24 protein-coding genes and 1 pseudogene are annotated in these 23,102 nt (G+C 59.0%); 17 read left to right on the top strand and 8 right to left on the bottom strand.

Features of this window, described 5'->3' with window-relative positions; translation table 11 throughout:
- The first annotated feature begins 58 nt into the window (after window positions 1-58).
- From yejK to ACB035_RS04775, 5 genes are all read left to right on the top strand, one after another.
- A complete protein-coding gene (gene yejK / locus ACB035_RS04755; RefSeq protein ID WP_224969837.1) occupies window positions 59-1,108 on the top strand; it encodes a nucleoid-associated protein YejK in 1,050 nt (349 codons plus the stop codon).
- Window positions 1,109-1,516: 408 nt separating this feature from the next.
- Window positions 1,517-2,698 (top strand): maltose/maltodextrin ABC transporter substrate-binding protein MalE, encoded by a 1,182-nt coding sequence (gene malE, locus ACB035_RS04760; protein WP_005333871.1) that lies wholly within the window; start codon window positions 1,517-1,519, stop codon window positions 2,696-2,698.
- A 75-nt stretch (window positions 2,699-2,773) separates the two neighbouring features.
- Entirely contained in the window at window positions 2,774-4,426 is a 1,653-nt protein-coding gene (gene malF, locus ACB035_RS04765) for a maltose ABC transporter permease MalF (RefSeq protein WP_163129835.1), read from the top strand.
- A gap of 12 nt (window positions 4,427-4,438) precedes the next feature.
- The gene (malG, locus tag ACB035_RS04770; protein WP_005333868.1) at window positions 4,439-5,329 is read left to right on the top strand and encodes a maltose ABC transporter permease MalG; all 891 of its coding nucleotides are present in this window, start codon (window positions 4,439-4,441) and stop codon (window positions 5,327-5,329) included.
- Window positions 5,330-5,397: 68 nt separating this feature from the next.
- Window positions 5,398-6,534 carry an ABC transporter ATP-binding protein gene (locus ACB035_RS04775; RefSeq protein WP_005333867.1) on the top strand — a complete coding sequence of 379 codons (1,137 nt, stop codon included), beginning with the start codon at window positions 5,398-5,400 and terminating at the stop codon, window positions 6,532-6,534.
- A gap of 112 nt (window positions 6,535-6,646) precedes the next feature.
- On the opposite strand, the gene ppk2 is transcribed toward ACB035_RS04775, so the two are convergent.
- Window positions 6,647-7,462: a polyphosphate kinase 2 gene (gene ppk2 / locus ACB035_RS04780; protein WP_005361444.1), complete on the bottom strand. Its 816-nt coding sequence runs from the start codon at window positions 7,460-7,462 to the stop codon at window positions 6,647-6,649.
- 128 nt (window positions 7,463-7,590) lie between these two features.
- Here ppk2 and ACB035_RS04785 point away from each other — a divergent pair, with 128 nt between their 5' ends.
- A complete protein-coding gene (locus tag ACB035_RS04785) occupies window positions 7,591-8,391 on the top strand; it encodes an alpha/beta fold hydrolase (protein WP_371166794.1) in 801 nt (266 codons plus the stop codon).
- A gap of 111 nt (window positions 8,392-8,502) precedes the next feature.
- On the opposite strand, the pseudogene ACB035_RS04790 reads toward ACB035_RS04785, so the two are convergent.
- The 3 genes and pseudogenes from ACB035_RS04790 to ACB035_RS04800 form a co-directional block, all read right to left on the bottom strand.
- Window positions 8,503-9,286 (bottom strand): annotated as a pseudogene (locus ACB035_RS04790) (MipA/OmpV family protein).
- Between the two features lie 35 nt (window positions 9,287-9,321).
- Window positions 9,322-10,392 carry an AI-2E family transporter gene (locus ACB035_RS04795; protein ID WP_005352935.1) on the bottom strand — a complete coding sequence of 357 codons (1,071 nt, stop codon included), beginning with the start codon at window positions 10,390-10,392 and terminating at the stop codon, window positions 9,322-9,324.
- Window positions 10,393-10,417: 25 nt separating this feature from the next.
- Window positions 10,418-10,651 carry a sulfurtransferase TusA family protein gene (locus ACB035_RS04800; protein WP_042082352.1) on the bottom strand — a complete coding sequence of 78 codons (234 nt, stop codon included), beginning with the start codon at window positions 10,649-10,651 and terminating at the stop codon, window positions 10,418-10,420.
- 121 nt (window positions 10,652-10,772) lie between these two features.
- Here ACB035_RS04800 and ACB035_RS04805 point away from each other — a divergent pair, with 121 nt between their 5' ends.
- Window positions 10,773-12,227: a M48 family metalloprotease gene (locus ACB035_RS04805; protein WP_005333848.1), complete on the top strand. Its 1,455-nt coding sequence runs from the start codon at window positions 10,773-10,775 to the stop codon at window positions 12,225-12,227.
- Window positions 12,228-12,317: 90 nt separating this feature from the next.
- Here the strand turns inward: ACB035_RS04805 and ACB035_RS04810 are convergent, their stop codons facing one another.
- Window positions 12,318-12,800, bottom strand: a complete 483-nt coding sequence (locus ACB035_RS04810) for a TlpA disulfide reductase family protein (RefSeq protein ID WP_279486932.1) — start codon at window positions 12,798-12,800, stop codon at window positions 12,318-12,320.
- A 60-nt stretch (window positions 12,801-12,860) separates the two neighbouring features.
- Here ACB035_RS04810 and arsC point away from each other — a divergent pair, with 60 nt between their 5' ends.
- The gene (gene arsC, locus ACB035_RS04815) at window positions 12,861-13,211 is read left to right on the top strand and encodes an arsenate reductase (glutaredoxin) (protein WP_005333838.1); all 351 of its coding nucleotides are present in this window, start codon (window positions 12,861-12,863) and stop codon (window positions 13,209-13,211) included.
- Window positions 13,208-13,591, top strand: a complete 384-nt coding sequence (locus ACB035_RS04820) for a DUF2069 domain-containing protein (RefSeq protein WP_371166795.1) — start codon at window positions 13,208-13,210, stop codon at window positions 13,589-13,591. The genes arsC and ACB035_RS04820 overlap by 4 nt, the downstream gene beginning before the upstream one ends.
- A gap of 56 nt (window positions 13,592-13,647) precedes the next feature.
- Here ACB035_RS04820 and ACB035_RS04825 read toward each other — a convergent pair whose 3' ends face one another.
- Together ACB035_RS04825 and ACB035_RS04830 are read right to left on the bottom strand one after the other, a co-directional pair.
- Window positions 13,648-14,256: an ACP phosphodiesterase gene (locus tag ACB035_RS04825; RefSeq protein ID WP_042082360.1), complete on the bottom strand. Its 609-nt coding sequence runs from the start codon at window positions 14,254-14,256 to the stop codon at window positions 13,648-13,650.
- A gap of 83 nt (window positions 14,257-14,339) precedes the next feature.
- Window positions 14,340-14,645 carry a hypothetical protein gene (locus tag ACB035_RS04830; RefSeq protein WP_371166796.1) on the bottom strand — a complete coding sequence of 102 codons (306 nt, stop codon included), beginning with the start codon at window positions 14,643-14,645 and terminating at the stop codon, window positions 14,340-14,342.
- Between ACB035_RS04830 and ACB035_RS04835 the strand changes: the two genes are divergently transcribed.
- Both ACB035_RS04835 and iadA read left to right on the top strand, forming a co-directional pair.
- Window positions 14,644-15,426 (top strand): ABC transporter substrate-binding protein, encoded by a 783-nt coding sequence (locus tag ACB035_RS04835; protein WP_019445361.1) that lies wholly within the window; start codon window positions 14,644-14,646, stop codon window positions 15,424-15,426. The genes ACB035_RS04830 and ACB035_RS04835 overlap by 2 nt on opposite strands.
- A 66-nt stretch (window positions 15,427-15,492) precedes the next feature.
- Window positions 15,493-16,623, top strand: a complete 1,131-nt coding sequence (gene iadA / locus ACB035_RS04840; RefSeq protein WP_279486935.1) for a beta-aspartyl-peptidase — start codon at window positions 15,493-15,495, stop codon at window positions 16,621-16,623.
- Between the two features lie 103 nt (window positions 16,624-16,726).
- Here the strand turns inward: iadA and ACB035_RS04845 are convergent, their stop codons facing one another.
- Window positions 16,727-17,629: a lysine exporter LysO family protein gene (locus tag ACB035_RS04845; protein ID WP_279487268.1), complete on the bottom strand. Its 903-nt coding sequence runs from the start codon at window positions 17,627-17,629 to the stop codon at window positions 16,727-16,729.
- A gap of 533 nt (window positions 17,630-18,162) precedes the next feature.
- On the opposite strand from ACB035_RS04845, the gene ACB035_RS04850 reads away from it, so the two are divergent.
- The 6 genes from ACB035_RS04850 to ACB035_RS04875 all read left to right on the top strand — a co-directional run bounded on the left by ACB035_RS04850 (window position 18,163) and on the right by ACB035_RS04875 (window position 23,040).
- Window positions 18,163-18,933, top strand: a complete 771-nt coding sequence (locus ACB035_RS04850; protein WP_005337310.1) for an ABC transporter ATP-binding protein — start codon at window positions 18,163-18,165, stop codon at window positions 18,931-18,933.
- Window positions 18,934-18,982: 49 nt separating this feature from the next.
- Entirely contained in the window at window positions 18,983-19,756 is a 774-nt protein-coding gene (locus ACB035_RS04855; protein WP_005337307.1) for an ABC transporter substrate-binding protein, read from the top strand.
- A gap of 211 nt (window positions 19,757-19,967) precedes the next feature.
- Entirely contained in the window at window positions 19,968-20,708 is a 741-nt protein-coding gene (locus tag ACB035_RS04860; RefSeq protein WP_042053114.1) for an ABC transporter permease, read from the top strand.
- Window positions 20,709-20,801: 93 nt separating this feature from the next.
- Window positions 20,802-21,494 carry an ABC transporter permease gene (locus tag ACB035_RS04865; protein ID WP_005337302.1) on the top strand — a complete coding sequence of 231 codons (693 nt, stop codon included), beginning with the start codon at window positions 20,802-20,804 and terminating at the stop codon, window positions 21,492-21,494.
- 176 nt (window positions 21,495-21,670) lie between these two features.
- Entirely contained in the window at window positions 21,671-22,330 is a 660-nt protein-coding gene (locus tag ACB035_RS04870) for a TIGR01621 family pseudouridine synthase (RefSeq protein ID WP_371166797.1), read from the top strand.
- A 26-nt stretch (window positions 22,331-22,356) separates the two neighbouring features.
- On the top strand, window positions 22,357-23,040 hold the full coding sequence (locus ACB035_RS04875; RefSeq protein ID WP_371166798.1) for an HAD family hydrolase: 684 nt from the start codon (window positions 22,357-22,359) through the stop codon (window positions 23,038-23,040).
- Window positions 23,041-23,102 lie beyond the last annotated feature (62 nt).

Here is a 23,102-nt window from a genome sequence, read left to right on the forward strand (position 1 = left end):
TCGGTTCAAAGCGCCTTATAATACTTCACCCTTTCGGCTAACACTATGGCTTTGTGACATGAGTCTCGATATCGACAAGATCATTCTTCACTCCTTGCGCCAGGGCGGCGATGGTCAACCCCACGCCGATACCCGCAGCCAGACCCTGCCCCCTGATGAGGCGGTACAGGGACTGATGGCGGAACTGCATCGGATCTACAACGGCAAGGGCGGCAAGGGCTTTGGCTTCTTTGCCGACCCCGAGGCCGCCGTCGCCGAGCTGGCCGACGGCATCGATGCTCCCAAGCAGCCTTCACCCGCGTTTCGTATCGCCCTCGAACAACTGCTCGCCGAGCAGACCGAATTCGTTCCCTTCTCGGTCACCGTGACCCAGATGCTGGTCAAGCAGCTGGTGGAGCACGCCCTCGATGAGCAGGGGGTGCTGCTGTTTGCCAAATATAACTACGTCGGGGTCGATTATCTGCTGATTGCTCTGCTGGAGGGCAAGGAGAGCGTCACCGTCAGCGAAGCGCTGGAATTACGCCATATCCAGTATCTGGATATCGGCAAACTCAATCTGGTGGCCCGCATTGATTTGACCGAATGGAAAACCCAACCGGATTCGCGCCGCTATATCACCTTCAGCAAGGGGCGCATTGGTCGCAAACTGGGCGATTTCTTTATGGATCTGCTGGGTGCCCGCGAGGGCATGGATGCCAAGGTACAAAATAAAGGCTTGCTGCAGGCGGTCGAAGATTATTGCGACAGTCGTCAGCTCGAGCCGACCGAGCGCAATGACTATAAAAAGCAGGTCTTCAAATATTGCACCGAACAGGCGAGTGCCGGTGAAGAGATCGAAATCAAGGAGCTGTCTGCAGAATTGCCCGGCGACGGTGACCTCGATTTTTACAGCTTTATCGGTCAGGAGTATGAGCTGGAAGAGCGTTTCCCGGCGGATCGCTCTACCCTGCGTGGTTTGACCAAGTTTGTCGGCTCCGGCGGCGGTCTGACTCTGAGCTTTGAGCAGAAGCTGTTGAACAGCCGGATCTTTTACGACCCTCAGACCGACACCCTGACCATCAAGGGTGTGCCGCCCAATCTCAAGGATCAGCTGCTGCGCCAGTCGTAGTCATGCTCCCGAGTGTGATCAACTCGTCATTTCTCGCAAAAAGAGACTCCGCCCCGGCGGGGTCTCTTTTTTTATTGCACCCGGGCAGACCTCGAAACTGGCGCGGTACTTTGTTAACAAATCAAACAAAATAAACCATCTGAAAGGGTTTTCATTGAGGTGAAAACCCTTTCACTCATGAAATTTTATTTCATTTTGGTAATTATTATTCTGTGGTTGTCTGGAATTAAGCCGATAAATGGCCGTAATTCCCTGAAATAAGAAAATGTTTTCAAAACTTTCTGGAAGGAAATACGTAATTGCATTTCAAAAATGCGAGTTGCGTCATGTGAGCCGTTTGCCGCTTGGGATAATATTCATCTCGCACACAATGCTCTTACAGCGCGGAACTAATACAAGGAAAGGCTCATGAAAAAGAAATTGCTGTCATCCCTGATCGGTCTGGCCACTCTTGGCGTCGCTTGCTCTGCTACTGCTGCCATCGATGAAGGCCAGCTGACCATCTGGATCAACGGTGACAAGGGATACAACGGTCTGGCTGAAGTGGGTAAGAAGTTTGAAGCAGAAACCGGCATCAAGGTTACTGTGGCTCACCCGGATCAGGTTGAAGTGAAATTCCAGCAAGCCGCCGCCACTGGCAACGGCCCGGACATCTTCTTCTGGGCTCACGACCGTTACGGTGAGTGGGTCAAAGCCGGTTTGCTGGTTCCGGTAACGCCGAACGCTGCCACCAAAGGCAAATTTGAACAGCTGGCATGGGATGCCATGACTGTTGATGGCAAAACCTATGGCTACCCGGTTGCCATGGAAGCAGTCAGCCTGATTTATAACAAGGACCTGCTGCCCGAGCCGCCGAAAACCTTCGAAGAGATCGCCAAGATTGACGAGACTCTGAAGAAAAACGGCAAGCGCGCCATCATGTGGGCTTATGACACCCCGTACTTCAGCTATCCGCTGGTGGCTGCCAACGGTGGTTATGCCTTCAAGAAAACCGCTACCGGTTATGACGTCAAAGATACCGGCGTGAATAATGCAGGTGCCAAGATGGGCGTGGGCTACATCTCCGAGATGATCAAGTCCGGTCACCTGGAAAAAGGCATCGACTACGGTGTGATGGACGCCAAGTTCAACAAGGGCGAAGTGGCCATGATGATCAACGGTCCCTGGGCCTGGAGCAACCTGGACAAGAGCGGCATCAAGTACGGCGTAGCGCCGCTGCCGACCCTGAACGGCAAGCCGGCCAAAGCCTTCGTTGGCGTACTGGGTGCCACCATCAACGCTGCCAGCCCGAACAAGGATCTGGCCATCGAGTTCCTGGAAAACTACCTGCTGACCGATGCCGGTCTGGCGCCGGTTAACGCCGACAAGCCGCTGGGTGCCGTTGCGCTGAAATCCTTCCAGAAGACCCTGGAATCCGATCCGCACATCAAGGCCACCATGCTGAACGCCCAGGCTGGCGAGCCGATGCCATCCGTTCCCGAGATGAGCCGTTTCTGGTCTTCCTTCGAAACTGCCCTCAAGAACGTGACCTCCGGTCGTCAGGGTGTTGACGAAGCTCTGGATACTGCTGCCAAGCGTATCGTTCAGTAAGCACGCACTACCCGGGAGGCCGTCATGGCCTCCCACTCTCTCAAATCTCTCTTGGCGTTATAAAGGTTAATTGGCATGGAAGTAGTACCTTCTGTTGAGTCCTATGCCGGTCCGAAGGATAAGCACACCTGGCTTAAGTGGACCATAGCGGCCCTGGTTGCCATCCTCAACGGCTACGCAGCCGTGATGATGTACGCCAGTGGCGAGTGGGTATTCGCGCTGCTGGATCTGGTGGTGGTTTCCGTCGGTCTGTATGTCTTCATGAACAAGAAGACCTATGCCCATCGCTACATCTTTCCGGGTGTTGCGGGCATGGTTGTGTTTATCATCTTCCCTCTTGCCTACACCATTGGCATTGCCTTCACCAACTATTCGGGGTCCAACTTGCTCTCCGTGGAGCAGGCGCGGGACTACCACCTGAAGAAAACCTACAAGGTGGCGGGCGGTGAATTCGATTTTACCCTGCTGGGTGGCGACAACGGCCAGTTCCAGTTGCTGCTGACACAGGATGATCAATCCTTTATCAGCCAACCTGTTTCCCTGATGACCAACAAGGCCCGTGAGCTGGCGTCCCGCGAGGGCCGTGTGCAGAACACCCAGCAAGTGGTCGAGCTGCAGCCCTTCACTGGCGAAGCGGCCAGCAAGGCCGCACCGATCCGCGCCATTGTTGAGCATCGTACTCACCTGAGTGACCTTGATCTGGTGCTGCCGGATGGCGGTACCCACCTGACCCTGAGCAGCCTGCGCAAGTTTGCCGCCCAGAAGCAGCACTACACCCGTCTGATAGATGGTGCCGTGCTCAAGTCCGGCGTGGTGATCAAAGACAGCAACCTGCTGCGTGATACCCAGAATGGCGAGCTGATGCTGCCCAATGGCGAGACCGGCTTCTATCAGTACATCGACGAACAGGGTCAGTTTGTCGGCAAGGGTATTGCTCCGGGCTTTGTGGTGAGCGTCGGTTGGAAGAACTTCGCGCGCATCGTCACCGATCCGGGCATCCAGTCACCCTTCCTGCAGATCTTCATCTGGACCGTGATCTTCTCAACCTGCTCCGTCGCTTTCACCCTGGCTATCGGCATGGTGCTGGCCTGTCTGGTGCAGTGGGAAGAGCTCAAGGGGCGCGGTTTCTATCGGGTCATGTTGATCCTGCCCTATGCGATCCCAGCGTTTATCTCCATCCTGGTGTTCAAGGGGTTGTTCAACCAGAACTTCGGTGAGATCAACATGTTCCTGGAAGCGGCGTTTGGCATCAAGCCGGACTGGTATACCAACCCCTTCCTGGCCAAGGTGATGATCCTGATCGTCAACACCTGGCTCGGCTACCCCTACATGATGATCCTCTGCATGGGCCTGCTCAAAGCCATTCCGGAAGATCTCTATGAAGCGTCCGCCATGGACGGTGCCGGCCCGGTACAGAACTTCTTCAAGATCACCGTGCCGCTGCTGATGAAGCCGCTGACACCCCTGTTGATTGCCTCGTTCGCCTTCAACTTCAACAACTTCGTGCTTATCCAGTTGTTGACCAACGGTGCGCCCGACATCATCGGCGCCAGCACCCCGGCCGGTACCACCGACTTGCTGGTGAGTTATACCTACCGGATTGCGTTCCAGGGATCGGGTGGTCAGGACTACGGTCTGGCCAGTGCCATCGCCACAGCTATCTTCCTCATCGTAGGTGCGCTGGCGCTGCTCAACCTGAAATTGTCCAAAGCCGACAAGCAGCTGTAAGGAGGCTTCAACATGGCAATCGTACAACCCAAATCAGTCAAATACCGGGTGTGGGCAACCCACCTGGTCATGTGGGGCTTCCTGGCGCTGATCATCTTCCCGTTGATCATGGTTATCGCCATCTCGTTCCGTAACGGTAACTTCGCGGTAGGGGAGATCATCCCCTCCAATCCGACGCTGGATCACTGGAAGCTGGCGCTGGGCATGTCCATCACCAACGCCGACGGCAGCATCACGCCGCCGCCGTTCCCGGTGCTGACCTGGTTGTGGAACTCCATCAAGATCGCCGGCATCACTGCCCTGATGATCGTGACGCTCTCCACCACCTGTGCTTACGCCTTTGCCCGCCTGCGTTTTCGTGGCAAGTCCACCATCCTGCAGGGCATGCTGATTTTCCAGATGTTCCCGGCGGTGCTGGCACTGGTAGCCATCTACGCGCTCTTTAACAAGATTGGTGACTACATCCCCTGGCTGGGTCTCAACACCCACGGTGGCCTGATCCTGGCGTACATGGGGGGGATTGCCCTCCACGTCTGGACCATCAAGGGCTACTTCGAGACCATCGACTCCTCCCTGGAGGAGGCGGCGGCCATCGACGGTGCGACCCCGTGGCAGGCATTCCGTCTGATCCTGTTGCCCCTGTCGGTGCCCATCCTGGCGGTAGTGTTTATTCTGGCCTTTATCGGCTCCATTACCGAGGTGCCCATGGCCTCCATCCTGCTGCAGGATGTGAACAATCTGACCCTGGCGGTCGGGGCCCAGCAGTACCTCTATCCGCAGAACTATCTGTGGGGTGATTTCGCGGCGGCTGCAGTGCTCTCCGGTTTCCCCATCACAGTGGTCTTCCTGTTGGCACAGCGCTGGTTGGTTGGCGGTCTGACTGCTGGTGGTGTGAAAGGTTAAGTTTATGGCCGGGGGAGCTGACTCCCCCCGCTATCACGATTTGCAAAGATTCAAGAGCGGAGCTCGTCATGGCTGAAGTAGTACTCAACAACGTTCGCAAAAATTACGATCCGGCTGTTCACAAGGACACCCTGCGCAACATCAACCTCTCCATCAAGGAGGGCGAATTCATCGTCTTCGTCGGCCCGTCCGGCTGTGGCAAATCCACCCTGCTGCGGATGATCGCGGGTCTGGAAGACATCACCAGCGGTGAGCTGACCATCGGCGGTCGCTACATGAACGATGTGCCGCCGGTAGAGCGCAACGTCGGCATGGTGTTCCAGTCCTACGCCCTTTATCCGCACATGAACATCTACGAGAACATGGCCTTTGGTCTGAAGCTCAAGAAAATGGACAAGGAGAACATCCACAAGCGGGTGATGCGCGCCGCCGAGATCCTGGGTCTTGAGCCGCTGCTGGACAGAAAGCCCAAGGCGCTCTCCGGTGGTCAGCGTCAGCGGGTCGCCATCGGTCGCTCCATCGTGCAGCAGCCGCAGGTGTTCCTGTTTGACGAGCCGCTCTCCAACCTGGATGCCGCGCTGCGGGTCAAGATGCGGATCGAGATCGCCAAGCTGCACAAGGAGCTTAACTCCACCATCATCTACGTGACCCACGATCAGGTGGAAGCGATGACTCTGGCCGACAAGATTGTTGTGCTGAGCCCGCTCAAGGCCGAGGCTGCCACCAACCTGGAACAGTTCGGTTCACCGCTGGATCTCTACCACAACCCGGACAACAAGTTCGTGGCGGGCTTTATCGGCTCTCCCAAGATGAACTTCCTGGCGGGCGAGCTGCTGGAGATTGGCGAGCAGGAGTGCCTGGTCAAGTTGACCTCTGGCGATACCGTGCGGGCCCGGGTCGATGCCCGCAGTGGCGCTGTGGGTGACAAGGTGGAGCTGGGTATTCGCCCCGAGCATCTGATGCCGCTGGATCACCCCCATGCGCACAGCAAGGTGAGCGGGATCGTGCAGGTGGCCGAGCATCTGGGTGCCGAGTCCTTCGTTTATATGGATGTGGATGGTCACGACTTTACCGTCAAGGCCACCTCGGATGTGGATGTGGCGACCGGTCAGACCTACAGCGTGGGTATCCCGGCCGAAGCCTGCTACCTGTTCGATGCCAAGGAGCAGGCGTTCCCCCGTACCGCCAAATATATCCGTACCTGATTTTTTGTTGTGCTGGTTTTCCTTTCTTAATAATCAATGCCTTTTTGCCGGTCGTCAGACCGGCTTTTTATTGCCTGCGATTTGAACATGCAGATAGGCAAGGTAACCCGGTTCAAGCCTCGAGTTCGGCGGTAATATCGGGCACAAAGGTCTGGCTGGCCAGCGGCGGGCGCTCATACCCTTCGGTCTTGATGGGGGGGAGCTTGATAGGCTCGTAGTGGATCGCCTCGTAGGGCACCTTGCTCAGCAGATGGGCGATGCAGTTGAGGCGGGCACGGCGTTTGTCGTCCGCCTCCACCACGAACCAGGGGCAATCCTCGGTGTCGGTGTAGGTGAACATATCATCCTTGGCGCGGGAGTACTCCACCCAGCGCGAGCGGGATTGCAAATCCATCGGGCTGAACTTCCAGCGCTTGATGGGGGTGTTGATCCGCTCCTTGAAGCGCTTCTCCTGCTCCTCATCGCTGACCGAGAACCAGTATTTGATCAAGGTGATGCCGGAGCGGATCAGCATCCGCTCAAACTCGGGGCAGGCGCGCAGAAACTCGCGATACTCGGCATCGCTGCAAAATCCCATCACCCGCTCAACCCCAGCCCGGTTGTACCAGGATCGGTCAAACAGCACCATCTCGCCAGCGGCGGGCAGGTGGGCCACATAACGCTGAAAGTACCACTGGGAGCGCTCCCGATCGGAGGGGGCGGGCAGCGCCGTGACCCGGCAGACCCGGGGGTTGAGCGGCTCGGTGATCGCCTTGATGACGCCCCCTTTACCCGCGGCGTCCCGTCCCTCGAACAGTACCACTACCTTTAACCCCTCCTGCTTGACCCACTCCTGCAGCTTGACCAGCTCCTCCTGCAGATGGGCAAGGTGGTGCTCGTAGCACTTCTTGTCCAGACGCGGCCGCTTCTTGCTCTTCTCCTTCGCCATGGGTTTCTCCTTTTGGCATCCTTTCATGGGTGACTTCTTTGAGTCACTGTCAGCTTGCACCTGGGAGGCGTCACCTGCCAAGGGGGACGTGATACACTGCCCGCCCATCGCTGGCAACAGGAGATAACATGAAGCATTTTATGGAGATAGCGGGCCGCCGGATGGCCTATCTGGACGAAGGGCAAGGGCCGGTACTGCTGTTTGGCCACAGCTATCTGTGGGACAGCGCCATGTGGGCGCCGCAAATCGAGGCGCTCAAGGGCAGCTATCGCTGCATCGTCCCCGAGCTGTGGGGCCACGGTGATTCCGACCTGCTCCCCGAAGGTGGCTGCACCCTGGCGACTCTGGCGCGGGATCACCTGGCGCTGCTCGATGCCCTCGGGGTTGACGAGTTCGTACTGGTGGGCCTCTCCATCGGCGGCATGTGGGGTGTGGAGCTGGCGCGCATGGTGCCAAACCGCCTTAAGGGTCTGGTGCTGATGGACAGTTTTGTCGGCCTGGAACCGCAGATCACCTGCGAGCGCTACCTCGGCATGTTGGCGATGATCGAGCAGCTCGGCACCGTGCCGGCGCCCATCATCGAACAGGTGGCGCCGATCTTCTTTGCCAGCCAGCCTGATGAGGCGCTGATGAGTGGTTTCAAGGCGCGTCTGGCCGCTTGGCCAAACGACAAGATTGCCGCCATGGTGGCGGTGGGCCGCAGCTTTGTGACCCGCGAAGATCGTATCGAGTGGCTGGAGGAGATCACTACTCCCGCGCTGGTGATGACCGGCTGCGAGGACAAGGCCCGTCCGGTGCTGGAGGGCTATCTGATGGCCGAGGTGCTGGGTTGCCCGTTCAGGGAGATCCCGATGGCTGGCCACATCTCGTCGCTGGAAAATCCGGCCTTCGTCAATCAGCAGCTGACCGAGTTTCTGGCGGCGCTGTAAGCCTGAATTGGTGGCCTGAGTAGGCTGTACTACCAGCCTGATGGTCGTGAAAAAGGGAGCCGAGGGCTCCCTTTTGTTTGGTCGTGTCTCACGGTTCAAGACTCATAACTGTTACCAGATATAGCCCAGCGCAAAACCCGCATAAAGTTCACCATCGTGCTGGACGATGGGGCTGTTTTTGATGTCCCGATCATACCATTCGTAGTTCATGGCAAACATGCCAATCCAGTTGGGGCTGAAGCGGTAACTGGTGATGAGGGCCGCCATCGGGGATAGGGTGGTGCCGGTATTCCAAGCGGGCCGCTGGGCAGTCGCCTCGCTCTCGGAGATGCCGCCGAAGTCGCAGCATCAGCCCCATCCCCGGCATGAACAGCAGGTTGTCGCGCAGGATGGGGAAATCGGCCCACAGCAGCAGCTCCTGTCCCTTGCTGCGGCCGGTGACATCGCTGTTGGCACGCACGGTCAGCAGGGCGTAGGGGGTGATGATGTTGCCACCGATCCCGCCTTCCAGCTGCCATTTTCGCTGCTCCATGCCAGTAAAGGCCGGAGAGTCCTCGGGATCCAGATTGCCAAAACGGACCCGGCCATAGCCGTAGAGGGCCACGTTCTCATCCTTGTGGAAGTAGTAGCGGGCCCGATCCCCCAGAAACATAAAGTCGTCGCCGAAGTAGATAAAGCCCGGGATGGCGTAGAGGCTGTTATCTTGTGCTTCATAACGGGCCTGTCCCCCGATGAGCGCCGCACCGGCGACAAAGCCCTGTGGCACCGGGCTGGTAGGGCTGTCGCTGGTGAGCAGATCCATGGCGCCAAGATCGATATCGGCACGCGCTGGCATGGCGGCAGCGAGGAGCAGGGCCGTCAGCCCTGCCGCTCTGATTTGACGAAAAAAGGTCATGGACACTCCGTTGTCACGATTGCAGGGGAAGCAGGTTATTTTGCGGCACTGGGCATCTCTTCGCGTTTTGGCCAGGCATTGATCACCGCCTTGACCAGGGTGGCGAGGGGAATGGCGAAGAAGACTCCCCAGAATCCCCACAAGCCGCCGAAGACCAGCACGGCGATGATGATGGCCACCGGATGGAGGTTGACCGCTTCCGAGAAGAGCACCGGCACCAGCAGGTTGCCATCGAGGGCCTGAATGACCAGATAGGCCACCATCAGCCAGGCGAATTCGGGGGTGAGCCCCCACTGGAACAGGGCGACCATGGCTACCGGAACCGTCACCACGGCGGCGCCGATATAAGGGATCAGCACCGAGAAGCCGACCGCGACCGCCAGCAGCACCGAATAGCGCAGCCCCATCAGGGCGAAGGGAACATAGGTGGCGATGCCGACGATGAGGATCTCGATCACCTTGCCGCGGATGTAGTTGATGATCTGGTTGTTCATCTCGACCCACACCCGGTTGACCAGGGTGCGGTTGCGCGGCAGGAAGCGGCGCAGGCTGCCCATCAGTACCCGCTTGTCTTTGAGCATAAAGAAGACCATCAGCGGCACCAGAATAAGGTAGATCATGATGGCGACCACATTGACCAGCGAACTGAGGGAGGCGCTTACCAGATGCTCGCCGCCACTGAGGATGCGCTGGCGAATATTGTCGATGACGGTCTCCACCAGACTGACGTCGATGAGCTCGGGGTATTTGTCAGGCAGGGTGCGGACATAATCCTGAGCGTGGGTCAGCATGGCCGGCGCCTCTTTGGCCAGATTGATCCCCTGACTGACCAGCGTCGGGATAAGACCCAGCAAGGAGGCGACTGCTACCGCAATAAAGAGGATCAGAATGACGCTGGTGGCCAGGGTGCGCGACAGCCCCGCTTTTTGCAGCCGGGCGACCGGCCACTCCAGCAGATAGGCCATTACCAGCGCTACCAGCAGGGGGGCCAGCAGATCGCCAAACAGCCAGATGATGGTGAAGCAGAACACCAGCAACAAGAAAAGGGTAACGGCATCGGGATCGGAAAAACGGGTCTGATACCAGCGCTTCAATACTTCTAACATGACGGCATCCTTACATCACTGGGGCTCAAGATGGTTGTTTCGCCCCGACAACCAACTGCAAAGAGAGGGTTTTGTCCGCTTCTTGCTGCACCTCGACATGGTGGCCCTGACGGTGCAGATAGGCCGGAATATCCTGCCGGGAGCCCGTATCGGCCAGTCGTATGGTGACGGTTTGACCGCTTTTGGCCTCCCTTAACCAGAGCTTGAGCCGGATCAGCGGCTCGGGGCAGCGCCAGGGGGTCAGGTCGAGAATTTCCATGGGGGCTCCATCAGGCAGGTGGCCGCTATTATGGCCGTGATAAGAGCATGAAACAACGCTTGTAGCCCTTGATGGGCAAGGGTATTCTGCCGAGGCCCTTTCTGATGGAGATAGAGATAACGTGGCACGTTTTTCCCCCCTGATGGCATCGCTTCCCCTGCTGGCTTCCCTGATGGGCGCCACGTTTCATGCCGAGGCCAACAATCAGCTTCCCGACATCGGCACGGCCGGGGTTGCTGCCCTGCCCATCGAGCAGGAAGTGCGTTACGGCAACGCTTTTATGCGCTTTGCCCGTGCGGGTCTGCCGATCATCGATGATCCGGTGCTGAGCCAGTACATTGATGATCTGGGTCAGCGATTGCTGACCAACGCCGATGGGGTGCGTTTCCCGTTTACCTTCTTCCTCATCAATGATCCCAGCATCAACGCGGCCGCCTTCCTCGGCGGGCGAGTCAAGGTGCACACTGGTCTATTCCTCTACGCCGACAGCGAGAGCGAGCTGGCCTCGGTACTGGCCCACGAAATCACCCACGTGACCCAACGCCATATCGCCCGTTATATGGAAGCGCAGGCGAGCAGCTCGGCGGTGACCCTGGCCGGTCTGGTGGGCTCCATCGCGCTGGCGGTGATCAACCCGACTGCCGGTATCGCTGCGTTGCAGACTACGCTGGGCCTCTCCATGCAGTCGGCCATCAACTACACCCGCGACAACGAATATGAAGCGGATCGCATCGGCATGAAGACGCTTTATGATGCCGGTTTCGACCCCATGGGGATGGCCAACTTCTTCCAGAAACTGGCTGCCGAATACCGTTACGCCAGCAAGCCGCCGGAAATGCTGCTCACTCACCCGCTGCCGGAGACCCGGATCAGCGAGGCTCGCGCTCGGGCGGGCAGCTATGGCCGCCGCGACTTGCCGCCCAGTCTCGACTTCTGGCTGGCCAAGGTGCGGATTCAGGTGCGTTTTGGTACCGATACCCCGCAGGGGCTGCTGAGCTACTTCGATAGCCGGATCCAGAAGGGGGATTACCCGCTCAAGGATGCCGCCATCTATGGCAAGGCGCTGGCGCTGATCCAGCTCAAGCGCACCGACGAGGCTGATACTCTGATGCAGGAGCTGGCGGCCCGTCATCCGGAAGATCTCTTTATCGTCGATGCCCAGACCGACATCGATCTGGCCAAGGGGCGCAGTGCCCAGGCCATCGCGCGTCTCGAGAAGTTCCGCAGCCGGATGCCGGATAACGAAGTGGTGGTGGTCAACCTCGGCAACGCCTACCTCGAGAGCGGCAACTACAAGAAGTCCATCGCCATCCTCGACCCCTATGCCCGTGCCCATGAGGAGAACAATCTGGCCTGGAACCTGCTGGCCGATGCCTATCGCAAGGCGGGTAGAATGACCGAGCTGCATATGGCGCGGGCCGAAATGCTCGCGCTGCGCGGGGATTATCAGGCGGCCATCGACGAGCTGATCGTGGCGCGCGGTACCACCAGCGACCGGATGACCCTGGCTCGTCTGGAGGCGCGCATCACCGAGCTGGAGCGGGCCAAGAAGGATCTCGACAGCCTCAAGGGCTAACGAAACCTATCAAACAAGGGCGCACTATGATGCGCCCTTGTTGTTTATGGCGGTGGCGTTGATGTGGGGGACGGTGATAGCAGCGATGGGCTAGTGACTCATGCCGCTGGCGGTCGCCTTGAGCATCTCGATCTGCTGCTGGTCGAGCTCGCCGACCAGCGTCTGCTTGAGCTTGCCCTCGCTATCGAGCAGGTAGCTGGTGGGCAGGCCGCTTGGGCGAGGGAAGGGGAGCCTGGCATCTTCATTGGCAATAAGGAGCGGCACCTTGATGTGGTACTGCGCAGCCAGCTTGTCCAGCTCTGCTGGCGTGGTCGGGTCGTAGTTGATGGCCACCACTGTGATCTGGCCTTCTGCCGCCAGCGCGTTGAGGTGCGGCATCTCCCGCAGGCAGGGGGCGCACCAGGGGGCGAAGTAGTTGATCAGCAGCGGCTTGCCGGCAAAGTGGCGCAGGCTAACCGGCTGCCCTGTTGCATCGGTAAATTCGGGGGCGGGTGTGCAGGCGCCCAGCAGGCCCACCACAATCAGCCAACAAATTCGTTTCAATTCCTTTCCACTGCTGCTTACCCTGACCATCACTTTCCCCTACAATAGCGCCGTTTCTAATCCCATCTTGCGATTAATCAGGGAGTTACCATGAGCGAGACCCAAATCTACCACAATCCGCGCTGCTCCAAGAGTCGCGAAACCCTGGCCCTGCTGGAACAGCACGGGATCGCCCCTGATGTGGTGCTCTATCTGGAGCAGGCCCCGAGCGAAGATGAGATCCGCAACCTGCTCTCTCTGCTTGGTTTTAACGATCCCCGCCAGCTGATGCGCACCAAGGAGGATCTCTACAAGGAGCTGGGATTGGCCGATGTCAGCGGTGATGCCCTCATCCGCGCCATGCACCAGCATCCCAAGCTGATCGAGCGCCCCATCGTCATCAAGAATGGTCAGGCCCGTATTGGTCGCCCGCCGGAGCAGGTGCTGGAGATCCTCAAGTGAGCACCCGCTTCGCACGTTGGCTGACTCTGGTCGGCTTCTTTGGTCTGCTGGGCTGGGTCATCCTCTGGCATCTGTGGCTGTCGCCCCATCCGGACCTCAACCCCTGGCTGCTGCCGGTGATCTGGACGATGCCGCTGCTCTTCCCTCTCAAGGGGATAGTGCAGGGCAACCCCTACACCCACGCCTGGGGCAACTTCGTGTTGATGCCCTATTTCCTCCACGCCCTCACCCTGATCACCACGGATGAGGGGGAGCGGTGGCTGGCGGTGGTGGAGCTGGTCTTCACCACTATCGCCTTTGTCGGCACCATCTATTACGCCCGACTGCGTGGTCGGGAACTTGGCTTAAGCATTCGCAAAAAGAAAGATGAAGCCAACTGATGACAAACGCCCCGCAAGGGGCGTTTTTTATGGGGAAGCGGCTCTATCCAGAGGGATCACTGTGCCCCTTGGGCTGCCCGATATTGGGCAAGTTGCTGCTGGCTAAAGTCCATCAGCGCGGGATAGAAGCGCAGAAATCCCGCCTCGCATGTTTGCCACTGAGATTCATCGAGGGTCAGCAGCGCCTCTCCCAGTTGTACCGGGCGGCGCAGTCGGCGGCCGATGCCATTCAGCGCTTGCCCCAGCCCCTCCCTGTGGCGGTAGGAGGCGATCCAGTTCTGCTCGGCCATCCGCTTGAGGGGAAGCGGCAGTCCGTCCGGCAGGCGTGGGTGATCCGCCAATAGCTGCTCATAACTGCGTTGCAGGAAGCGGGGCAGGGGTTCGGTACTGAACAGCTCCCAGTGCTGGCTCAGCCAGTGGTCGTAGATCATATCCACCACTATGCCGCCAAAGCGGCGCCAGGGGGCCTCGAAACAGGCGACGGCTGCCTTGTGCTCGGGGTGGCTGTCGGTGAAGGCATCAATTTTGCGGTGCAGCCAGATCCCCTCATCGAAGTGGGCGGCAAGCCCCGTGGGCAGCGTGCCTTTGACGAAATCGCCGAGCAGATTGCCGGTGAGGGAGCTTCGGGTGTGGGCAGCCAGATGGAGATGGGCCAGAAAATTCATCGGTCGCTGTGGGTCTGTTATGGGATGGCAAGATGCTTCGAGCCTAACGGATCCCGCCCGCCTTGACCATGATCGGGATTTTGCTACTGCCCGGCGGCTGCCTCTTGCCGGGCAAAATTCAGGCGTGCTAAGGTGATTGCCATCTTTGTCACAGGACGCGACAAACCACCATGATGCGCAAAGCCAGAGGCTTTTTTCTGGCCTTCTACTTCAAGCCTTTCTATCTCTCCGAGTGGTTCGACGAATAGATCGAACCCCTGGAGCAGTTCACTGACGCCCGCTCGGGCGTGATCTCGCTCATCCAGATTTTGCCGCTTTTGGTCATCGCATGTATTCGCCTGCGGTGCCTTGTCCGCGCCTGTGCGCTTTTTATGTAATGGAGTACTCATGATGAAGATCAGACTGACCCTCTCAGCCCTGTTTGTTGCCAGCCTGCTGGCCACCCCCGCCATGGCCAAGGAGTGGAAAACCGTGCGTTTCGGGGTGGAGGGGGCCTACCCGCCCTTCTCCTGGACCGATGCATCGGGCGAGATCAAGGGGTTTGATATCGATCTCGCCAATGCCCTGTGTCAGCAGATGGCGGTCAAGTGCGAGCTGGTGGCGCAGGATTGGGACGGCATGATCCCGGCCCTGCTGTCGCGCAAATACGATGCCATCATCGCCGCCATGTCGATCACCGACGAGCGGCGCCAGAAGGTCGATTTCACCGAAAAATATGCCCATATTCCCAATCGCTTTGTGGCGGCCAAGGGGACCGAGCTGACGTTGACCCCGGAAGGCATGGCGGGCAAGCGCATCGGGGTGCAGCGTGCTACCACCCACGACAAGTACCTGACCGACAATTTTGGCTCGAATGTCACCATAGTCCGCTACGGCAATGCCGATGAGGCTTATCTCGATCTGAAGGCGGGTCGGGTGCTGGCCCTGTTGGCCGATGCCTCTGCCATCGAGCAGGGACTGCTTGGCAAAGAGGGGGGCGACAAGTTCGACTATGTGGGGCCCGCCCTGACCGATCGCCAGTGGTTTGGTGATGGTATGGGGATCGCCGTGCGCAAGAGCGATAAGGAGCTCAAGGGCAAGCTGGACGAGGCGATCAAGGCCTTGCGTGCCAACGGCACCTATCAGCAGATCAACCAGAAGTACTTCAAGTACGATATATATGGTGGTTGACGGGGGGAGGGAGCTTGCTCCCTCTCTTTTCATTGGGTAAGCGACAATCGTGCAAGGAGGATCGCCATGTTGACCCTGATCGAGGGAGCTGAGATCTTCAGCCCCACCCACCTTGGCCAGCAGGATCTGCTGGTGGCTGATGGCCGCATTGCCTGGATGGGCAAGGGGTTGACGGTGCCCACAAACTGGCCGCTGCATCGGGTCGATGGTCGTGGCCGCTATCTGGTGCCCGGGCTGGTGGATCCGCTGGCCCATATCACCGGCGGCGGCGGTGAGGGGGGCTTTGCTTTTCGCACCCCGGAGCTGGCGGCGAGCGAGGCGCTCAAGGCAGGTGTCACTACCCTGGTGGCGGCGCTTGGCACCGACAGCCTGACCCGCACTCCCGCGCAGGTGCTCGGCAAGGTGCGCGAGTTTCGCGCCGCCGGGGTGAGCGCCTTTATGTATACCGGCTCCTACCATCTGCCGGTCAAGACCCTGACCGGCACGGTGGAGTCGGACATCATCCTGATCCCCGAGGTATTGGGGGTGGGGGAGGTGGCCATCAGTGACCACAGATCCAGTGCGCCGACCCACGATGAGCTGGCCAGGCTTGCCAGCGAGGCGCGAGTGGCCGGGCTGCTTGCTGGCAAGAGCGGGGTCAGCTTCTTCCATATCGGGGATGGCAAGGGGGCATTGGCGCCCCTGCGGGCCCTGCGCGATGAGACCGACATTCCGCTGCGCCAGCTCTATCCTACTCACTGTAACCGCAACCCCTGGCTCTTTGCCGAGGCCATCGAGTGGGGCAAGGCGGGAGGCTGGGTCGACCTCACCACCTCGAGCTTTCCCGATCTGCTGGAGGATGGCGAGCGGCTTGCTGCCGATGCGCTTCTCGAGCTGCTGGCCGCCAATGTGCCTGCCGAGCGCATCACCTTCAGCTCGGATGCGAACGCCAGCCTGCCGCGCTTTGATGGCGAAGGGCGGCTAATCGAGATGCGCTGCGGCCAGATTGCCAGCCTGTGGCAGCAGTGCGTGCGCGCGACCCGGCTCTGTGTCTCGCTGGAGAGGGCGTTGGCCGTGGTGACGAGCAATCCGGCGCAGGCGCTGGGGCTTGGCAGCAAGGGGCGTATCGGGGTCGGGCAGGATGCGGATCTGCTGCTGGTGCACGACCGGACGTTTGCTATCGAGCGAGTGATGAGTGGCGGCCAGTGGCGCGAATAAGGCTGCGGGCAATATCGCAGCCAGTGCGAGAGCGTGGTTGCTCCAACCAGCAAAAGCCCGACAACAAGGTCGGGCTTTTTTATCTGCAATGTGGGAATAAGGCTTAGATAGCCAGAAACCCGAGGATCAGGATGGGGCCGAGCAGGCTCAGGATAAAGCCGGAGACAATGGCCACCGGCACCACCTGAATGCCCCCTGATTTCTGGATAACCGGCAGGGTGAAGTCCAGCGCCGTGGCGCCGCCGTAACCGATGGCCGCCGAGGGGTGGCGTCGCATCAGGACCGGGATGATCAGAATGGCGATAAGCTCACGCCCAAGATCGTTGATAAAGGCAGCAGAACCGAGCACCGGCCCCAGTTTGTCGGCCACCAGAATGCCGGAGAGCGAATACCAGCCGAAGCTCGAGCTCATCGCCAGACCATGGGCAAAGGGCATCCCCAGCAATTGGGCCGCCAGCAGGCTGCCCAGCCAGCTGCTGAGGATGACGGTGGCGGCGATTTTCATTCCCCAGGGGTTGAGCAGGATCTGGCGCAGCCGCATGCCGGAGTTGCGCATCTGCACCCCGATGAGAAACAGTAGCAGCATCAGGGCCCACTCGCTCCACTTGTCGATGGGCAGGGCGCGCAGGTCTACCAGTAGACCCAGCAGCACACCGCCGAGCACCACAAAGCAGAGCTGCAGGGATTCCCACAGCAGGTGTAGCTTGCTCGGCATTTTGCTATCGCTCGCCTCATGGGTCGGCGGTGTGCGCTTGTCGAGCCACCAGAGGGCCAGCAGGTTGCAGAGCGTGATCGCGGTCAGCATCACCCCGGCGACCTTGAAGATCACCGCCAGATTGCTGCCCAGGTTCTCCACATAGGCAAGCCCGAGCCCCATCAGAAACAGAATGAGGTAGACCATCTTGCCCAGACTCTGGTTGACCAGCTTGATCAGCCGGGCAGAGGAGAGGGGAATCAGATAGCCGATTGCCAGTGGCAACAGGATCAGCAACACATTGAGCAGCATCGAGGCCTCGATCACAAAAACTGATAAAAACACCACCTTATCATTACTTATTGGCTCTGTGTCACATATCTATCGCTTTCATGGCCGAAAACAGCCCTTTTGGGGGCAGATTGTTACTTTTTTGCCACAACCTCTCTGTTTGATAAGGTTCTGTGCGAGCCCGAGTGCATCAATGAAATCAAGTTGATCCAATCGGGGGGCCGATATTTCGCTCGGCAAGGGGGTGCATAAAGCCATTTTGGTGCCGGTTTGGCACACATCACGCTTTTCTCTTGCCACTGATATGATTGGGGTATAAAAAGGCGTTATCGGAATAGCCATTGAAACGGCTGTTTATGCAAACAAAGTGCTGAAAAATACGCAAAGAGCGAATAAAAATAGAGCGAATCCCCTGAAGACCCTCGTTCTGTATTGTTTTTTCACTATCCGGGTGATATTTTCGCTGAAGGTTGCCATCGGTTAACTTTTTGTTAAATGGACGATGGTTGAGTCACGCCCCCTGCGGCGTCTAGGGACAGACAAGGTTGTAATGGATGAGCGACGTTGCCGCACTGGAAGTACGTGATCTGCACAAATATTTTGGCACCCACGAAGTGCTCAAGGGCATCGACATGACCGCCCACAAGGGGGATGTGATCTCCCTTATCGGCTCCTCCGGCTCGGGGAAGTCGACCTTTCTTCGCTGTATCAATCTGCTCGAAACCCCCTCATCCGGCACCGTCTCGCTCCATGGCGAGTTGATCCGGATGAAAACCAGCCGCGCCGGCGAGCGATTGCCCGAGGATATGCGTCAGGTTGAGCGGATCCGCAGCCGGCTGGCCATGGTGTTTCAAAGTTTCAATCTCTGGTCACACATGACCATCATGCAGAACATCATCGAAGTGCCGATCCAGGTGCTCAAGGTGCCTCGCGCCGAAGCACTGGCCAAGGCAGAGCAACTGCTCAACCGGGTTGGACTCTGGGAGCGGCGTGACTACTATCCCGGCCACCTCTCCGGTGGTCAGCAGCAGCGGGCCGCCATTGCCCGTGCGCTGGCGGTAGAGCCCGAGGTGATGCTGTTTGACGAACCCACCTCGGCGCTGGATCCCGAGCTGGTGGGGGAGGTGCTCGGCCTGATGCGCGAGCTGGCTGAAGAGGGGCGCACCATGCTGGTGGTGACCCACGAGATGTCGTTTGCCCGGGATGTATCTAACAAGGTGATGTTTCTGCATCAGGGGCGGGTGGAAGAGGAGGGCAACCCCAAGGAGATTTTCGCCCATCCCAAATCCGAGCGGTTCAAGCAATTCATCTCCTCCATCTACTGATGGTGGGATGCCTGGTTACCCAATCAACTGTTTTATCAAGGAGAGATACATGAACAAGCTGATGCTGGCGACAGCCGTAGTTACTGCCCTCGCGTCCGGTAGCCTGATGGCCAAGGAGTGGAAAGAGGTCCGGATCGGGGTTGAGGGTGCCTATCCCCCCTTCTCCTGGACCGAGCCCAGTGGCGAGGTGAAAGGTTTTGATATCGACATCGCCAACGCCCTGTGCGAAGAGATGAAAGTGAAGTGCACCCTGGTCAAGCAGGACTGGGACGGCATCATTCCGGCGCTGCTGTCGCGCAAGTTTGACGCCATCATCGCCACTATGGACATCACAGAAGAGCGCAAGAAGAAGGTGGACTTCACCCAGAAGTACCAGCACATTCCGGCCCGCTTTGCCGCCAAGAAGGGCACTGATGTGCAGCTCGACAAAGCCTTTATGGAAGGCAAGTCCGTCGCGGTGCAGCGTGCGACCTCCATGGATACCTTTATTACCGACAACTTCCCCAACGCCACCATCAAGCGTTACGGCACGGCCGATGAAGCCTATCTCGATCTGAAATCCGGTCGTGTGGACTATGTGCTGGCCGACTCTGCCGCCATCACCGACGGTCTGCTGAAGAAAGAGGGCGGTGATGCCTTCGAATTCGTCGGCCCGAAACTGACCGATCCCAAGTGGTTTGGCGAAGGCGCCGGTATTGCGGTGCGCAAGGCTGACAAGGATCTGAAAGAGAAATTCAACGCCGCCATTCTGGCGCTGCGTGCCAACGGCAAGTACAAGGAAATCAACGACAAGTACTTCGAGTTCGACGTTTACGGAGAGTAAAACAAAGAGTCGTTTACGGCGAGTAAGTCCAAAGACGTCTACGGCAAGTAACGACAGGTTGATCCCGTCAGTAGTCATCGGGCCCGTCACCTCCCTGAGGGAGTTTACGGGCCCGCATTGATTGCAATGGAGCTGCACATATTTCATTCGGACTGCTATGGAGCCTTCTGGTTAGCAGGTGCGTGAAGATTCAGTGGCGATGGAGCTGCATATGTTTGATTTGAAAGGATACGAAGCCTCGCTGCTGGAGGGCGCCTGGGTCACCCTGGAAGTGGCGCTGGCCTCCCTGCTGCTGGCGTTGCTGCTGGGGATGCTGGGGGCGCTGGCCAAACTCTCTCCCTACAAGTGGGCCAGGGCCATCGCCACCGGCTACACCACCATCATTCGCGGCATCCCCGATCTGGTGCTGATGATGCTGCTCTTCTTTGGCGGCCAGGTGCTGATCAACGGCATCTGCACCTGGGTCAACGAGGCTTACAACAACTGGTTGCTGGAGAGCAATCCCAATCAGGAGTGGGTCTCCCTGCTGCCGGACTATATCGACATCAGCCCCTTTGTGGCCGGTGTCGCGACCATAGGCTTTATCTTCGGCGCCTACATGACCGAGACCTTTCGCGGCGCCATTCTGGCGGTGGACAAAGGCGAGCTGGAGGCTGCACGGGCCTTTGGCATGCGGGCAACCCAGGTGTTTGTGCGGATCCTCTTCCCCCAGATGATGCGCCACGCTCTGCCGGGGTTTGGCAACAACTGGCTGGTGCTGCTGAAAACCACCGCGCTGGTCTCCATCATCGGCCTCGATGACATGGTGCGCAAAGCCTCGTTGGCGGCGGGCTCGACCCAGCAACCCTTCACCTTCTACATGGCGGTGGCGTTAATTTTCCTGATCTTCACCGCAGTCTCCACCTCGGCGCTCAAGTGGGCCGAGCGTCATTACGCCATCAAGACGAGGTAAGCCATGTCGTACTCAATGCAGTCATCCGTTTACTGTGAGCGTCGCGGTGGCAGTGCCGAGCGTCACTACATCACGATGAAGACGAGGTAAGCCATGGATTTCTCAATCATTCTCAAAGAGTGGCCCACCTATTGGGAGGGGCTCTATACCACCGTCTGGCTGGTGGCCCTCTCTCTGATCCTTGGGTTGATGCTGGCTGTGCCCATGGGCATCCTTCGCAATAGCCGCAACTGGCTGATCAAGGGGCCAATCTGGGCCTATATCTACTTCTTTCGCGGCACCCCGCTGCTGGTGCAGCTCTTTATCATCTACTACGGCGCCGCCCAGTGGGAGTGGCTGAAGAACAGTGCCGCCTGGTCGCTCTTCTCCGAAGCCTGGTTCTGTGCCCTGCTGGCCTTCACTCTCAATACCGCCGCCTATACCGCCGAGATCGTGCGCGGGGCGGTACACAATATGCCGCGCGGCCAGATTGAGGCAGCCAACGCCTTTGGCATGACCCGCTGGCAGACCCTGACCCGGATCATTTTGCCCAACTCGTTTCGTCGGGCGCTGCCGGCTTACAGCAACGAGGTGATCTTCATGCTGCAAGGCTCGGCGGTGGCGGGCATCATCACCATCGTCGATCTGACCGGCGCGGCGCGGATCATCAACTCTCGCTACTACAGTCCGTTCGAGGCGTTTTTGACCGCAGGGCTGCTCTATATGCTGCTCACCTTTGTCATCGTCTGGCTGTTCAAGAAGTGGGAAGCGCGCTGGCACGCCCACCTGCGCCCGCGCAATGTGTAAGGTGTGATCTGCCAAGATGAACGAAAATGGCCCCGCCTGTTGCAGGCGGGGCCATTTTTTATCTTTATGCTCCGCCCGTCCGGTTTGCCAAATGGCGGACGAGCAGGGAGAATGCAGCACTCCCGAGCGCCGCCAGTCGTTGGCTGCGTGCCTTATCCCCCAGTTCCCGAGGTTTTATGTACCGGATATTGTTTGAGCATCCCGCTTTTCTGGTTATCGACAAGCAGCCCGGCATCGGCATGCATGACGAGAAGGACGACGGTGAGTCGGTCAATCCGGGACTGGTCAATCGTGTGAAGGCCGATACCGGGCTCACTCTCTATCCGGTACACCGGCTCGACAAGATGACCTCCGGCTTGGTGCTGCTGGCCCGCACCACAGAGGCGAACCGTGAGCTGAGCATGGCTTTTGCGGCCCGTGAGGTGAGCAAGCAGTATCTGGCGCTCTCCGATCGCAAACCCAAGAAGAAGCAGGGCTGGGTGAAAGGGGATATGCAAAAGGGGCGCGGTGGCAGCTGGATGCTGGTGCGCACGCTGGATAATCCTGCCATCAGCTGGTTTGATTCGGTGTCGGTGCGCGAGGGGCTGCGGCTCTATCGCATCAAGCCCCAGACCGGCAAAACCCACCAGATCCGGGTTGCCCTCAAAAGTATCGGCGCCCCCATTCTCGGGGATGAGCGCTATGGCGGCACGCCAGCCGAGCGCTGTTACCTGCACGCCTGGCGGCTCAGCGTTACCCTGGCGGGCGAGCCGTTCGACTTTGTCTGTCCGCCCGATGTGGGGAGTGAATTTGTCACCCCCGAGCTCATGGCCGCCATCGCGACCCTTGCGCCCTGATGGATATGCGCCCAGCGCCTGACTCAATGATCCATTCATCGATAGACCGTGAGCCAGAAGGGCGCGCGCCGCGCTGGATCCTGGCCGACTTTGACGACACCCTGGCCCCCGGCGACAGCCACGCCGGTCTGCTGCGCTATATCCTGCGCCGCCGGATCTGGCCGCTGTTGCTGTTGCCGGTGATTGCGCTCGGTGGTTTGGTCTATTTGTTGCCAAGTCAGCTGCTACCCAGCCAGCGGCAGCGCGGTATCTCCCTTATCTGGTGGGCCATCACGTTGGGGCTTTCCCCTTTGGACTGGCGCAAGCTGGTGCGTGCCTATTGCCGCACCAGGCCGGGGCTGTATCGTCAGGCTCGCGAATTGCTGCAAAGCGAGGGGGCGCGCTGCTGGGTGATCTCCGCCAGTCCCTGCGCGCTGGTGCGAGCCCAGCTCTATCAGCAACTGCCCGGCCAGTTGCCCCACCGGATCATTGGCTCGCAGATGCACTACCGTTTTGGCGGCCTGATGCCGCGCTTCTATTGCCACGGCCATCACAAGCTGCTGCCGGAGATTTGCGCCCTCGATGCCGAGCTGGCCTTGAGCGACAGCCTGCACGATCTGCCGCTGCTGGGGTTGGGGAAAGAGGCGTGGTTGATCAATCCGACGCCTGTGCGACTGCAAAAGGCCCGGGCCTGCTTGCCCCATCTGCTGGTCAAAAACTGGCAACTGTAAGGCAAAGCTGACAGTCCTGCGGGGCGTCACCGTTTGATCCGCAGGGCTGCAGCTTGAATGTC

It is taken from the genome of Aeromonas sp. S12(2024) (assembly GCF_041402305.1).
Lineage (GTDB): Bacteria > Pseudomonadota > Gammaproteobacteria > Enterobacterales > Aeromonadaceae > Aeromonas > Aeromonas veronii.

What these genes read in the sequence shown, in the direction of transcription:
- yejK (WP_224969837.1), top strand. Translation starts at nt 59, where the DNA reads ATGAGTCTCGATATCGACAAGATCATTCTTCACTCCTTGCGCCAGGGC.
- malE (WP_005333871.1), top strand. Translation starts at nt 1,517, where the DNA reads ATGAAAAAGAAATTGCTGTCATCCCTGATCGGTCTGGCCACTCTTGGC.
- malF (WP_163129835.1), top strand. Translation starts at nt 2,774, where the DNA reads ATGGAAGTAGTACCTTCTGTTGAGTCCTATGCCGGTCCGAAGGATAAG.
- malG (WP_005333868.1), top strand. Translation starts at nt 4,439, where the DNA reads ATGGCAATCGTACAACCCAAATCAGTCAAATACCGGGTGTGGGCAACC.
- ACB035_RS04775 (WP_005333867.1), top strand. Translation starts at nt 5,398, where the DNA reads ATGGCTGAAGTAGTACTCAACAACGTTCGCAAAAATTACGATCCGGCT.
- ppk2 (WP_005361444.1), bottom strand. Translation starts at nt 7,462, where the DNA reads ATGGCGAAGGAGAAGAGCAAGAAGCGGCCGCGTCTGGACAAGAAGTGC.
- ACB035_RS04785 (WP_371166794.1), top strand. Translation starts at nt 7,591, where the DNA reads ATGAAGCATTTTATGGAGATAGCGGGCCGCCGGATGGCCTATCTGGAC.
- ACB035_RS04795 (WP_005352935.1), bottom strand. Translation starts at nt 10,392, where the DNA reads ATGTTAGAAGTATTGAAGCGCTGGTATCAGACCCGTTTTTCCGATCCC.
- ACB035_RS04800 (WP_042082352.1), bottom strand. Translation starts at nt 10,651, where the DNA reads ATGGAAATTCTCGACCTGACCCCCTGGCGCTGCCCCGAGCCGCTGATC.
- ACB035_RS04810 (WP_279486932.1), bottom strand. Translation starts at nt 12,800, where the DNA reads ATGGTCAGGGTAAGCAGCAGTGGAAAGGAATTGAAACGAATTTGTTGG.
- arsC (WP_005333838.1), top strand. Translation starts at nt 12,861, where the DNA reads ATGAGCGAGACCCAAATCTACCACAATCCGCGCTGCTCCAAGAGTCGC.
- ACB035_RS04825 (WP_042082360.1), bottom strand. Translation starts at nt 14,256, where the DNA reads ATGAATTTTCTGGCCCATCTCCATCTGGCTGCCCACACCCGAAGCTCC.
- ACB035_RS04835 (WP_019445361.1), top strand. Translation starts at nt 14,644, where the DNA reads ATGATGAAGATCAGACTGACCCTCTCAGCCCTGTTTGTTGCCAGCCTG.
- ACB035_RS04830 (WP_371166796.1), bottom strand. Translation starts at nt 14,645, where the DNA reads ATGAGTACTCCATTACATAAAAAGCGCACAGGCGCGGACAAGGCACCG.
- iadA (WP_279486935.1), top strand. Translation starts at nt 15,493, where the DNA reads ATGTTGACCCTGATCGAGGGAGCTGAGATCTTCAGCCCCACCCACCTT.
- ACB035_RS04845 (WP_279487268.1), bottom strand. Translation starts at nt 17,629, where the DNA reads ATGCTGCTCAATGTGTTGCTGATCCTGTTGCCACTGGCAATCGGCTAT.
- ACB035_RS04850 (WP_005337310.1), top strand. Translation starts at nt 18,163, where the DNA reads ATGAGCGACGTTGCCGCACTGGAAGTACGTGATCTGCACAAATATTTT.
- ACB035_RS04855 (WP_005337307.1), top strand. Translation starts at nt 18,983, where the DNA reads ATGAACAAGCTGATGCTGGCGACAGCCGTAGTTACTGCCCTCGCGTCC.
- ACB035_RS04860 (WP_042053114.1), top strand. Translation starts at nt 19,968, where the DNA reads ATGTTTGATTTGAAAGGATACGAAGCCTCGCTGCTGGAGGGCGCCTGG.
- ACB035_RS04865 (WP_005337302.1), top strand. Translation starts at nt 20,802, where the DNA reads ATGGATTTCTCAATCATTCTCAAAGAGTGGCCCACCTATTGGGAGGGG.
- ACB035_RS04870 (WP_371166797.1), top strand. Translation starts at nt 21,671, where the DNA reads ATGTACCGGATATTGTTTGAGCATCCCGCTTTTCTGGTTATCGACAAG.
- ACB035_RS04875 (WP_371166798.1), top strand. Translation starts at nt 22,357, where the DNA reads ATGATCCATTCATCGATAGACCGTGAGCCAGAAGGGCGCGCGCCGCGC.